The following is a 12,108-nucleotide window of genomic DNA, read 5'->3' as shown; positions in this document are numbered from 1 at the left end:
AATGGTTCAAAAAACAAGGGGTTGTTTTTATTTCCGCCGCACCCGCACCGACTCTGCATGGGCATGCAGCCCTTCGGCATCCGCGAGCGTCTCGACAATATCCCCGATCGCCTCAAGCCCCTTCCTGTCGATCATCTGAATCGTCGAGGTTTTGCAGAAGTGATCCACATTGAGGCCCGAATACATGCGTGCGTATCCTGCCGTCGGGAGCACGTGGTTGGTCCCTGATGCATAGTCCCCGCAGGCAACCGCGGTGAAGGGACCGGCGAAGATGGAGCCTGCGTTCTCTATTTTCGAGAGCACCGCAAAGGTGTCCGCCACCTGGATGGAGAGATGTTCGGGTGCAATCTCATTCATCAGGTTGACGGCCTCGTCCAGCGTCTCCGCGATGATGTAACCGGAGTTATCCAGTGCTTTTTGGATTATTTCCTGACGCGGGCTCTTTTCAAACATCCGGGCCACTTCCGCTGATGCTGCCTCTGCAATGGCAGGGTCGGTGGTGATGAGAATACAGGCGGCCTTCGGGTCATGCTCCGCCTGGGCGAGGATGTCTGCTGCGATATACTCGGGGACAGCACTTCTGTCTGCGATGATGCCTATTTCAGAGGGACCGGCCGGAAAGTCAATCTCTGCATGGTCACGCAGGAGCATCTTTGCCGCTGTCACATAGATATTCCCCGGTCCCACAATCTTCTGGACCGGTGCCACAGACTCGGTTCCGAGGGCCATTGCTGCGATGGCCTGCGCCCCGCCGAGGCGGTATATCTCAGAGACGCCTGCGATATCGAGAGCCACCAGAGTCAGGGGGTGGATGGGCGGCGGTGTGCAGCAGCAGATCTCTTTGACCCCTGCCACCCGTGCGGGAACCGCGGTCATCAGGGCGGTGGACGGGTATGCAGCACGCCCGCCCGGCACATAGGCGCCGATGCGGGAGAGCGCCGTCGTCTTCACACCGAGGGTGATGCCGGGCTCGGTCTCCTGCAGCCACATACCGGTGCGTCTCTGGAGTTCGTGGAACTGGGTGATACGGGCCTCTGCCTCGATGAGGCGTTCTGTGATCTCGGTTTCGACCTCATCATAGGCCGCCTCAATCTCATCTTCTGTCACGCGGAAATCTTCGATATCGATTCCGTCAAACCGGGCAGTCAGGTCACGCAGAGCGGCGTCCTTCCCCTCCTGCACCTCTTGGATGATCGCCTCAACCGGCTCACGTACACCATCAATGTCGGACCGGCGGGACTGCACCCAGGCCCCGACCTGCAGCGGTTTTAACATATGGAGATGCGTTCGTTTCAGAATGTCATAATACTACGTCTGGCAGGTATTCCTGCTGCATGAAAACCCGGCAGACTGGTCGGGTCTGGTCAAGTGATTGAGATTAACATTCATGCAAATGTAAAGGATTATATTCAGACACGCCCGATGCTCTGGTGAGGATATCTGAACCGGATGCCGAAGGCCCTGCGGAAGGGGGCTTCGGGTATCGCAGGTACGGCGGCACAGAACCACACCTCGTGTCTTTCGTGCCTCATGCAGACACCCCGGCCGTTTACGGGATACTCGCCCATACGCTCATTCAACGTATTCTCACTCCTCCGGCCGGGCTGTCTCTGGTGTTTTCCTCCCTCTTCCGCCCTGCACGAACCTGTGCCCCCCTGTCCCATTTATCCAATGTGGAATCATCAACTCTTCCCGTATGGGAGAAAAATCAATCTCAGGGACAGGGGTTCACAACCTGCGGCCGTATCATAAGGCCTGATTCTCTCGCACCCGGCCCCCTTGTGGGACAGGGCAGAGGATATATACCGCTCCAGTGACACCATGCTTTCCACAAACCCGGTGAGCGGCCCAGGTGGTTTTTGTATTCAGGCAGAGTTCTTTTCAGCCTGAACCGGCCCGCTCATTCCGGCTCTGTCCTTGGTGGCCTTCCGTCATAGCGGGTGTCTCTGACATATTGCACCCATACGACGGTTCCTCTGTTATTCTTCCGTTTCATCTTCTGCAGCACTGCTCTTCTCAGCGTTTGTTTCGAGCCCGTTGCGTCTCCGGTACCAGATTCGGCCCCATGCAAGTATCATGCCGATCACAAACGCGAGGGTGATGCTGCCCACAAAGGAGATGACCGCCATGATGCCGGTCACGGCGAGCGAGTCTGTTTTGGTTGCGTGAATGCCCAGCTCAATCGCCACGAACAGGAGGAGGGCACCGAATATGCCGGTGGGAATGATTGAGAGCACGCCGGCTGATGCAAAGAAGATGGCAAAGGCCAGCAGGATGATGCCTGCGATGATATTTGCCCCGCCGGTGCGTGCACCGAAGCGGTACTGTCCGGCCATACCGCCTGCGCCGTGGCACATGGGAAATCCACCGAACGGAACAGTGACCAGATTCATCACTCCAATGGTTGCAGAGAGGCGGTCCGGTTTGATTTCGTGACGGAAGAGGTCAAGGGTCAGCAGGGATGTCGCGAGAATGGCATTGGTGATGGTGAGCGGCACCTGCGGGAGGACAAGGTCAGTGAATGCCGGGAAAAACACCTCCGGTGAGGGCAGGAAGAACCTGGGAAGGGCGGGAATGATAAATTCCGGCATTCCGGAGATGAGAATTCCTGCTCCCACACCGCCGAAGACCACAAGGAGTGCCGAGATATCCGGTATCCGGGTGTACTTCGCACCGACCCAGAAGAGTCCGATGACAAGCGTGGCCACAGCAAACGGAATGATGTCCCCTGTCGCAAACCCAAAGGCTGAGCGGAGCAGCAGGAGTGCAAGGGCCGCCTGCACACCCCGGATGACATTCTGCGGTATGTATCGCTTCAGTGCCTCCATCCACCGCATCAGTCCGGCCAGAAGAAAGAAGATACCGATGATGATGCCTGACGCAGCGATGATGTCATGTGTGAGTGAGCCTGCAATAACCACGGCCCCGATAGCCTTCATCGGCTCAATGGGTACCGGCAGGCGATAGTATAACCCGGAAATGATGAACCAGACAGCGAAAAAGAAGAGGATATGGCTGATATTCATGTCTGAGACGAGGGCCACCCCAAAGACGATCGGAAGAATGGTCCCGAAGTCGCCAACCGACCCTGCAGCCTCCCTCAGGGTAAAGGCAGGTTTCGGGAGTTTGTCTGCATTATCAGGGTGTTGTGTCAGAATATTCATGTAGTCTACGCCTCATTCCCGGGGAAATCAAAGTAGTATTATATTTTTTTTATCATAGGTATTGTGGTATCACTGTCTCTCTGCAGTAAAAAATATCAGGGAGGTACGTATCATAAACGGCCATGAGCGCGGCACACTGGAACGTGCCCTCAACGGTGAAAATCCCGGCACTCTGATCACGGCGGATTAAGCCCGCCCATCTCTTTTTCTTCGCCGGGTGACAGCGGGTGCAAAGAGGTGACTTTTACCATCTGCGGGAGACAACATATTGACAATGAAGGTAACCGTCCTTGCGAGCGGCAGCAAAGGAAACAGCATCTATATCGAAGGTGACGGAGGTGCCCTTCTGGTGGATGCAGGCATTAGCAGCCGCCGTATCCGGTCATCTGTTGAGGCCTGCGGGGGGGACATCTCTCTTGTGGAGGGGCTCTGTATCACCCACGAGCACTCCGATCACATACGTGGCGTTGATGTCTTCACCCGCCAGTGTCCGATGACAGTCTTCGGCACCGGGGGCACGCTTGCCGGGGTGAAAGAGACCCTGAAATCCCCGGGAACAACCTCCCTTAACCGGGTCATACCGGGGGAGGTGTTTGATACCGGCACGTTCTCGGTGACCCCGTTCTCCACCTCCCATGACGCAGCAGACCCGACCGGGTTCTGTATATCAGACGGTGAGGTGACCATGGGTGTCTGCACCGATACCGGGATGGTGACCCCTGTGATGATGGAATTTCTCTCCCATTGTGATGCCCTCGTCCTCGAGAGCAACCACTGCCCGGTGATGCTTGAAAACGGTCCCTATCCGGTATTTCTAAAACAGCGGATTGCAGACAAAAACCGGGGCCACCTCTCCAACCGGGCGGCATCCAATGTGTTGAGTGAACTCTGCCCCGATCTCTCTGTAGCGGTGCTTGCCCATCTCTCAGAGGAGAACAATACGCCGGAGAAGGCCCTTGCGACAGCCCGCGAGACACTCTCGCTCTTTTCTCATGACGTGGAACTGGAAGTCGGCCTGCAGCATGCCGTGACCCGGACCATTGAGGTGTGAAAGATGCCGATGGATTTTCTGGAATTTTCCCAGATCTGTGAGACACTGGAAGATACCCCGGGCAGAATTGCCATGACAGCTCTTGTCCGGGACGCCCTCTCGTCTCTGGATGAGGCGGACATCCCGCTTTTCATCCGCTACCTGATGGGGCGGCCCTTCCCTGACTGGGGCCAGGAGAAGATCGGTGTCGGGCCGGGCAGTGTCTATGACGCGGTGGCCTATGTGGCAGGCAGGGACCGCCGGGCGGTTGTCAGTGCAGTCAACCGCAGCGGTGATCCCGGAAAAACAGTTGAGTCTCTGCTCGCAAAAAAAGAGCAGACGTCCTTTTTTACAGAGTCCCTGACACTTGCTGACATCGGGCGTGATTTCACTCTCCTTGCCGCAACCGGCGGCAATAAGTCACAGAAGGAGAAGGACCGGGTGCTGCGCAGGCTCTTTGCGAACGCCTCCCCTCTCGAAGGGCGGTATCTTGCCCGTCTCCTCCTTGGTGAGCTCAGGATCGGCATCGGCGAAGGGACGATGCGGGATGCGATCGCAGGGGCCTTTGGAGTCAGCCCCGCTGCCGTGGAGCATGCCTGTCAGGCATCAAATGACCTTGGTGAGGTGGCACTCATCGCACGCAGTGGTGAGGATGCCCTGAATGAGGTTCATGTCGAGCCATTCCGGCCGCTGAAGATGATGCTTGCCAAACAGGGGACGGTGACCGGTATGCTCAGTGAGACTGGGGTTCTTGCAGCAGAATACAAATATGACGGCACCCGGTTTCAGTTCCATAAAGTGGGCGGCACCTGCCGGATGTACTCCCGGAGACTGGAAGAGGTGACGCATGCGATTCCTGATGTCGTGGCAATGCTCGATGCGGCCACACCGCATGATATCATCCTTGACGGTGAGGTCATCGCTGTTCGTGACGGTCGTCCCCTGCCCTTCCAGTATGTGCTCAGGAGATTCAGACGCAAACATGACATCGCCTCGCACATTGAAGAGATAACCCTCAAACCGAATATCTTTGACATGCTCTGGATAGACGGTGAGACGCTCATCGACCTGCCCTTTGCCGAGCGCAGGCAGCGTCTGGAGGCAGCCGTATCTGACACATATGTCGCCCCGCAGCTGGTGAGCGGGGATGAAGATGAGATTGATCTTCTCTACCGCACGGCCCTCGACGACGGGCATGAAGGTATCATGATCAAAGACCCCCGCTCCCCGTATACGCCGGGTGTCCGGGGCAAATTCTGGGTGAAGATCAAACCAGCGGTGGACACCATCGACCTGGTGGTCACCGGTGCGGAGTGGGGTGAAGGAAAACGGGCGCATGTCTTCGGGTCATTCCTTCTCTCCTGTCTGGGTGAAGGCGGGTCGTTTATACCGCTCTCCAAGGTGGCGACCGGATTTTCGGACGAGGCCCTGCAGGATATGTATGCGGCCCTCTCCGGTCTTGTTATTTCAGAGGAAGGAAAACAGGTTCATGTTGAACCGCAGATTGTGGTGGAAGTGGGGTATGCGGAAGTTCAGAAGAGCCCCAGTTATGCCGGTGGATTTGCCCTCCGGTTCCCACGTTTTATCCGTCTGCGTGATGATAAAAGCCCGGAGGAGATTGAATCCCTCCGGATGATTGAAGAACGGTTTGCCGCACAGTCTGCTAGGTGAGAGTGACGATGCGGTATTCCTGCCGCTCATGATCACCTTCGACATAGGCATAGTAGTCATCCTCATGGCCACGGAGTTTGCCGAAGTCCACCTCTCCCGTGAAATCACTGTATTTGATCATCATCAGGGTGCCATCTTTTGTCTCCAGACAGATTTTACCGTCTGAGAGTGGTTCCCCGTTTTCCCAGTCCGTGACACGAAACGCAAGTCTGGTGTGGTCCGCCCTCTCCCTGCCCGCATCCATATCCACCGCAGAAGAGGTCTGGATGTGATAGGATTCTGCATCTTTTACTATTCCTGTCGAGTCCCGCACAAAGATCATGATGTAGAAACCGACCAGATAGAGCAGGAGACCCGCCGCACCGACGATGATGATGCCAAAGACCGGTTCGGGAAAATAATACCGGAATATCTGAACAACATAGGCGAATGCATCTGTTGCCACATACGGTTCAATGAGCACAATGAAGTCTGTTATCAGGAGAAATGTCCCGACAATCAGGTAGAGAATAGCAAGAATCAGAGCCAGACTCTTTGCGACCGGGTTCACTTTTGTCCGCCGGGTGTTTCTCTTACCGATGAAGTAGAAGATACCGATGAAGACGGCCACCAGGATGAGCGCTGCAATCATGATCTCCAGATACTGGTTTGCACTCAGGCCGTCGTAGACCTGATGTACCCCTGCTGCCCGGACGGGCACAGCAATCGCTGCTGCCACCCCGGACCCAAATAGTGTTCCCCAACACATATTCATATAAATTATGCTTCAGGTTTTAGGTATTTAATTATCGTGATTTATTCAGACGAAATCGAAGAGGTTCTTCTGGGTGGTAATCTCCCGGAGCAGGGTGCTGTGACCTGCCCATGCCTCCGTGCCCAGTATGGCGGTGGCATATCCCTGTGCCCCTGCGAGGTCTTCAAAGGCTGCGGGAGGCTGTGCCATCGCCCGGCGTGCCGCCTCCCGGATGACCCAGGTGCCGAGGGGGGCCCAGTATGAACCGGCGACACTCCTGATGACGATGGCCCGGGCTGATCTGCCGGTGGTGCGCAGATAGTCGAGGACAGCGAGGCGTGCGGAGTAGTAGGCACCGGCTATGGGGGAATACCCGGATTTCCCTTTCCTGCTTTCCCCGTCTGTCATGACGGCGCCCGTCGTGCCGCCCCACATACTGCCCGCCTGCCAGTGCTCGATCATCTCATAGCGAAAATCTCCGGGGGTGAGGATGCAGACGATGGTGTTCCCGTGCAGGGTGGCAGTAAAGACGAGATATTCGTCGAGTGCCGTGTTCCGGGAGACGGCTGCCCTGCCTGCCTTTCCCAGCATGTCGTCGACTGCGGTGATGCTCCACCGGGTCGGGACCACCTTCCGCTGTCTGCCCAGAAGGCCGGCACTCAACAGCTGGGAGACCTGATGCACGCCCACACCGTCCTGGTAGAGGTCCCATACCGCATCGGCTGCCTTCAGATCGGTGTCGCCCACTGCTTTTTCGACCGGGCGGGGGGTCCTGGCATTATCCAGGACATCTATCTTTCTCATATCCCCCGAGAGGCCGACCGGGGCAATCGTCCCGTCAAACCGGAGGTCGAATGCGACCGGCCGTGTGAACGCGACCTCCACATCAAGGGGGACAGCAGATAGGGCAATCTCCTGCATGGCATCCGCCCCGCGGGATGTGGCGGCGGTATTCCCCCGGATGGTCCGGGACCGGACGCTGACGATGTCATCAATGCTGTATGCCTTCTCCACCCATACTTCCGGATTGTCGCTCTCACCGATGAGGAGCGGCCCCCCGGCCATCTTTGGATAGGCATGTGTCCCGACAAAGACCGACGGTGCCCCGCCCATATAGGAGTCAGAGGCTTTCACCCGGATGGAGGCATGGAACCGTGACATCACAGGGCACCGGGGGAGGCCGCACATACCCTTGCCCTTGCACTGTGAGCAGAGCTGGCCGGGTCTCACCGGGCATCCCTCACGATGCGGATGTCCCGGCGGGTGCGGAGTGTGGCTGTCACCCAGTGGTCCCAGTGGCACGGTGCTGTGGGAACTGTCTCTGCAATCTCAAGCCCTTTTTCATCATCCCTGCCCTCGGTCACCTCCACAATGACAGAACCCCTGCAGCAGGAGTGATCAACAACGGTGTCTGCGTCACCGTCGGTCACGCCGAATATGGGAATGCCCAGGTGGGCACAGATGTGGCCGCAGACTGCTGTGGTGTCATCGCCGATGGAGACAACACCACAGGTGGTGGTATCCACATGGGCGTATAGGTCGCAGGCGGCGTGGTCGATGACTGCAATGCGCCCGGAGGGTTTTCGTCTCTCTGCCACCTGTGCTCTCTGTGACCGGACAGGGCCTGACTTGCACCATGCCCGGGAGATGTCAACAGGCCCGTTCCTGAGGAGTTTTTCGATGCCGTGGGCCTTGAGAGTGATGCCGGATACGGATTGTATCCCTTCCTTGTCCGGTGCAAGTACGGCTGTCTCTGCAGTGGCATGGCCGATGACGATGCCATTGACAAAGACAGGCTCCCCCGGTATGCACCCGCGGATTTCCCGTATGCAGTCTTTCTGCACCCTGACGTCTGCGGTCCGGAACACTGCGGAAAACCCGAGGCGGCGTGCTGCCTCCTCTGTGCGGCGTGGGTCCGTCCCGTTCCACCCAAAGACAATCCTGCTGCTGCATTCGATATGATACACCGGCCGGTCACAGCGTGCTGCCACAATTCGTCCGAATTCCTCGCCTGAAGCAGGTGTTTTGCCCCGGTTGAGAAGCCATGCATCCGTTCCGGGGGGCAGGTGCCGGATTACAAGCGACGGCGGCCGGGTATTGAAACGGCAGGGAAACCCGGATTCCTCTGCTGCTGTCCGGGCCATCACGCCTGCCACGATCATCTCTTCCGGGAGAAGTGCGGCGCTGACCATCTCGATGTCGCCCGCATCAAAGACCTCCGGCCCGTGGGCGATGATGGTGCAGCCTTCAGGCATTCTGGTATCTCCTCATTGCAGGCCTTTCTGTTTCGGGTATTTTTTTGGTCATGGGGGGTTAGATAAATGGTTCGCGTGTCTTCATTCCGATATCAAAGCGGGAATGGCAGTTTGGGCAGGTGCAGAATGCGTCCCCTGCCTCAACCCGGATGATCGTATCGCGGTCCATACACCAGCGTTGGTTGACGCAGGAAAAAATGGTTATGGTGCTGCCCGGCAGTTTCCGGATGACTGATATGTTCCGATGGCAACAGTGAGCGTGCCGTCTGCCACCCGTCACCGTGGATGACGCAGGGTTTCCTGAATCTCGTTCCAGAGAAGCATTCTTCCGTTCTCTGCCGCATACCGTGGGGAGAAGTCCGGCACAGAGAGTCTCCGTGCCTCTTCGATGGCCGCTTCCAGCCGCTCTGTGTCCGCCTCATCCCCGCGGATCATCACCCCTGCCCCCATCTCGGTGATGGCACGGGCATTATTGCCCTGTTCGGGGTGGTGCGGGTCGATTACCATCACCACCGGTTTTTGAAAGAAGAGTGCCTCGTGCAGGGTGGTGAGTCCGCCGTGGAGTATGGCAACTTCGGCACAGCAGAGATGGGCTAAGAGGTCCGGCACATAGCCATGGGTGTGGAAGTTGTCTGTTGTATCCGGCAGTCCCGGCGCCTGGGCAAAGACTTCAAAGGAGAGGTCACTGTGCCGTCCGGCAATCTCTGCCAGGTGCCGGTAGAGGGGGATTTTGAACGGTTCGCCGCCGAATGATGCAAAGATGGTCTTCTCTCTACACGGATACTCGTCACGGGAGATGTCGATGAGGGGGCCGATGAACCGGTAGTGGCTCTCATGTCCGGGTGGTATTGCGATATTGTAGCGGCTCACGGCCGCAGGCGGGGCAAAGTCGGGGATGATGACCTTGTCCGGCAGGGTGAGGTACCATGAGACCAGCCGGCCCAGGGCAGCCCATCCGTTCTCTCCGCCGCCTGCGAGGGTGGAGAACCGGTTCTGGTTGGTGATGAAAAGCACCGGCACGCCATCACGCCGGGCCGCCTCAACAGGCGCATACATCGTATCAGCGATGACGATGTCAGGCTGTATGTCTGCTATCAGGTTTCGTGCCTGCCGGTATGACCGGGCGAGGTCACGCGGCACGCTTTTTGAATTCCAGATCGTCTTTCTGATGCAGAAGAGCCCCATGTTCCCTGCGAGCGTCACTTCCCGGGGAGTGGTGCGGAGGCGCGGCCACCCTGCTTTGGTGAGGAAGGTGTGGGACTGGCCGTAGGCGGCGAGATGGCAGACGGCACCCTGTGCTTCACAGTATTGTGCCGCCTTCAGGCAGCGTGAGGTATGTCCCAGCCCTTCTCCGCAGACAAAGAAGAGGATGACCGGGTGGCCTGACTGGCTGGCAGGGGTTTGGTGCTCTCTCTTTGTCATCTGCAACGCTTCGCTCCTGTATGAACACACATTGGATAAAGAAACAGAAAAAAAGCATGGTATGGGTGTGGTGAGCACCGAACGCAGGGCGCGATGTCAGGTGTTGGATCTGAGCCTGTGATACTGCCCGTTGGAATTATATGCTGTCAGTTTCCCGTTGCTGTCATAGAACTCTCCCCCGGGATGGTGGGACTGCCCGTCAAGGTTTAGCCAGTAATGAGGTTCTTTATTCTCATCGGATACGATACGGTATGCCACGGTCCGGCAGTTATATCGATCTGATATATACTGTGAAATTGACTCGAAGTCCTGTTTATTATCGGTCACAAAGACCTCAGCATAGACATGGCCCCCTCCGTCTGCGCCCTCTGCCATAATCACACGGGCATCACCCCCTGTTGCTTCAACCAGTGATGCGATTAAAATCGCAAAATCGTCACAATCCCCTTTCAGGCCGAGTTCGATGGTATTGCTTGCAGGAGAAAAGTATTCGAGTCCTTTCGGGTCGGAGACATACGTCCATTTTTTATGCGTTTTTTCCCATATGTCGCATAGCTGAGCAATGTTTCTCTCGCCCGTATGGGATTTGTCAATCAGTGAAAGGGCATAATCCCTTGTTGTCGGGTGTTGTGCATCCATCGCATCCCTAATCTGCAAAGCCCACTCTTTTTCCTGAGACGGGATATTCAGGGCGGAAAGTATACGGATAAGACTGCCGGGTGAAAGATCGGTATTTGCGGATGATTTTATCATTAAAATGCCGTGGGTGGCCGTAAATACAACAACAAAAATGATCACCAGTTTGACCAGCATCGTTCTGGTATTCCACACCGGATGGGGCTTTTCCCTGTTGTTGTCTGTATGCTCCGGGTATCCCGGCCTGTTAAACGGAATATAATCCCCGTCATATTCGATATACTCCCGACCATTGATGACGATATGGTGGGCGTTTTCGAAGCGGTAGTCGACTCCGTCGATTGTTATGGTCTCATTGGTTGTGTAATACTCAGCTTCGATGTCGTGGAGATCAAAAGGAATCCTATCTCTTTCGTATGTAAATAATTCTCCATTACATTCCAGAAACTCTTCACCATTGATGATGAGGTGGTGAACATGGTCAACAACGAAATTTCCCCCTTCATTGTTGAAACTCTCGTTTTGAACATAAAATTCATGTTCAAAGCAGATGCCCTCGTTCTCTGACTCACGGTTCTGTCCGGGGGTGTTGAGAGAGGTGTCGTATGCTTCTTTCCTTTCTGCATCTGAAAGAACTGCATACGCCTCATGAATTTTTCGGAAGTTTTTCTGTGCTTTTGGATGTGACGATGCATCGGGATGATGCATTTTTTCGAGAATCTGGTATGCTCTGGTGATCTCTGAGGGGCTTGCATCACGGCTCAGTCCCAGTGTCTCATAATATTGACATTCTGTTTCCATTGTGTCATCTGCTAACTATTTTTGATCGTCTGTAATGGATGATTTAAATGGTGATCATTGTAATATTATTTATATTTTTTTACAATTGGATCGTTATTTGAGTAAATTATTAATATGAATCTTTTGAAAACCGGCAGCATCGATCCTTTAGCCGGCACTCCTTTTGCATCTTCACGATCAAACAGGCGGGAAGCCCACGACTGTAGTCATGGGTAGTTGACGTTGGAGGAGATCGGCCATGTGCGTTAGCCATGCAAAAAAAATAGTGCAGGCTGGTCGTCACCGTTCTGCAGAGTAACAGTACTTTAAAATCCGGCAGACCCTTTCTCTCAGACTCACCCCTCAATACCAATCTAAAATGCCTGCTATGCGAGTATTTTACCTAAATTCTCCCAT

The 12,108-nt window shown here is 55.7% G+C and carries 10 protein-coding genes; 2 read left to right on the top strand and 8 right to left on the bottom strand.

From position 1 onward, the window contains the following. Nucleotides 1–27 precede the first annotated feature (27 nt). The 3 genes from hisD to MKMG_RS02990 all read right to left on the bottom strand — a co-directional run bounded on the left by hisD (nt 28) and on the right by MKMG_RS02990 (nt 3,164). Nucleotides 28–1,275 carry a histidinol dehydrogenase gene (gene hisD, locus MKMG_RS03000; protein WP_165075410.1) on the bottom strand — a complete coding sequence of 416 codons (1,248 nt, stop codon included), beginning with the start codon at nt 1,273–1,275 and terminating at the stop codon, nt 28–30. A 134-nt stretch (nt 1,276–1,409) separates the two neighbouring features. Further along, nucleotides 1,410–1,580 (bottom strand): hypothetical protein, encoded by a 171-nt coding sequence (locus MKMG_RS02995; protein ID WP_165075407.1) that lies wholly within the window; start codon nt 1,578–1,580, stop codon nt 1,410–1,412. 399 nt (nt 1,581–1,979) lie between these two features. After that, the gene (locus MKMG_RS02990) at nt 1,980–3,164 is read right to left on the bottom strand and encodes a putative sulfate/molybdate transporter (protein ID WP_165075404.1); all 1,185 of its coding nucleotides are present in this window, start codon (nt 3,162–3,164) and stop codon (nt 1,980–1,982) included. A gap of 274 nt (nt 3,165–3,438) precedes the next feature. On the opposite strand from MKMG_RS02990, the gene MKMG_RS02985 reads away from it, so the two are divergent. Together MKMG_RS02985 and MKMG_RS02980 are read left to right on the top strand one after the other, a co-directional pair. Beyond that, nucleotides 3,439–4,215 carry an MBL fold metallo-hydrolase gene (locus MKMG_RS02985; RefSeq protein ID WP_165075402.1) on the top strand — a complete coding sequence of 259 codons (777 nt, stop codon included), beginning with the start codon at nt 3,439–3,441 and terminating at the stop codon, nt 4,213–4,215. Nucleotides 4,216–4,224: 9 nt separating this feature from the next. After that, complete coding sequence (locus tag MKMG_RS02980; protein ID WP_165075399.1) at nt 4,225–5,865, top strand: ATP-dependent DNA ligase; 1,641 nt, start codon at nt 4,225–4,227, stop codon at nt 5,863–5,865. Here MKMG_RS02980 and MKMG_RS02975 read toward each other — a convergent pair. The 5 genes from MKMG_RS02975 to MKMG_RS02955 form a co-directional block, all read right to left on the bottom strand. Continuing rightward, nucleotides 5,858–6,619, bottom strand: a complete 762-nt coding sequence (locus MKMG_RS02975) for a hypothetical protein (protein ID WP_165075396.1) — start codon at nt 6,617–6,619, stop codon at nt 5,858–5,860. The two genes, MKMG_RS02980 and MKMG_RS02975, sit on opposite strands and share 8 nt — an antisense overlap. 45 nt (nt 6,620–6,664) lie before the next feature. Next, nucleotides 6,665–7,786: a hypothetical protein gene (locus MKMG_RS02970; RefSeq protein WP_165075490.1), complete on the bottom strand. Its 1,122-nt coding sequence runs from the start codon at nt 7,784–7,786 to the stop codon at nt 6,665–6,667. Nucleotides 7,787–7,824: 38 nt separating this feature from the next. Beyond that, entirely contained in the window at nt 7,825–8,853 is a 1,029-nt protein-coding gene (locus MKMG_RS02965) for a DUF2117 domain-containing protein (protein WP_165075393.1), read from the bottom strand. A gap of 276 nt (nt 8,854–9,129) precedes the next feature. After that, nucleotides 9,130–10,275: a glycosyltransferase family protein gene (locus tag MKMG_RS02960; RefSeq protein WP_165075390.1), complete on the bottom strand. Its 1,146-nt coding sequence runs from the start codon at nt 10,273–10,275 to the stop codon at nt 9,130–9,132. A 96-nt stretch (nt 10,276–10,371) separates the two neighbouring features. Further along, nucleotides 10,372–11,712 carry a DnaJ domain-containing protein gene (locus MKMG_RS02955; protein ID WP_165075386.1) on the bottom strand — a complete coding sequence of 447 codons (1,341 nt, stop codon included), beginning with the start codon at nt 11,710–11,712 and terminating at the stop codon, nt 10,372–10,374. Between the last annotated feature and the right edge of the window lie 396 nt (nt 11,713–12,108).

It is taken from the genome of Methanogenium sp. MK-MG (genome assembly GCF_009914725.1).
Classification (GTDB): Archaea; Halobacteriota; Methanomicrobia; order Methanomicrobiales; family Methanomicrobiaceae; genus Methanogenium.
This window is presented reverse-complemented; position numbering and strand designations above follow the sequence as displayed.

Excerpts from the sequence above, each read along its gene's own strand:
- hisD (WP_165075410.1), bottom strand. The coding sequence starts at position 1,275 with ATGTTAAAACCGCTGCAGGTCGGGGCCTGGGTGCAGTCCCGCCGGTCC.
- MKMG_RS02990 (WP_165075404.1), bottom strand. The coding sequence starts at position 3,164 with ATGAATATTCTGACACAACACCCTGATAATGCAGACAAACTCCCGAAA.
- MKMG_RS02985 (WP_165075402.1), top strand. The coding sequence starts at position 3,439 with ATGAAGGTAACCGTCCTTGCGAGCGGCAGCAAAGGAAACAGCATCTAT.
- MKMG_RS02980 (WP_165075399.1), top strand. The coding sequence starts at position 4,225 with ATGGATTTTCTGGAATTTTCCCAGATCTGTGAGACACTGGAAGATACC.
- MKMG_RS02975 (WP_165075396.1), bottom strand. The coding sequence starts at position 6,619 with ATGAATATGTGTTGGGGAACACTATTTGGGTCCGGGGTGGCAGCAGCG.
- MKMG_RS02970 (WP_165075490.1), bottom strand. The coding sequence starts at position 7,786 with ATGTGCGGCCTCCCCCGGTGCCCTGTGATGTCACGGTTCCATGCCTCC.
- MKMG_RS02965 (WP_165075393.1), bottom strand. The coding sequence starts at position 8,853 with ATGCCTGAAGGCTGCACCATCATCGCCCACGGGCCGGAGGTCTTTGAT.
- MKMG_RS02960 (WP_165075390.1), bottom strand. The coding sequence starts at position 10,275 with ATGACAAAGAGAGAGCACCAAACCCCTGCCAGCCAGTCAGGCCACCCG.
- MKMG_RS02955 (WP_165075386.1), bottom strand. The coding sequence starts at position 11,712 with ATGGAAACAGAATGTCAATATTATGAGACACTGGGACTGAGCCGTGAT.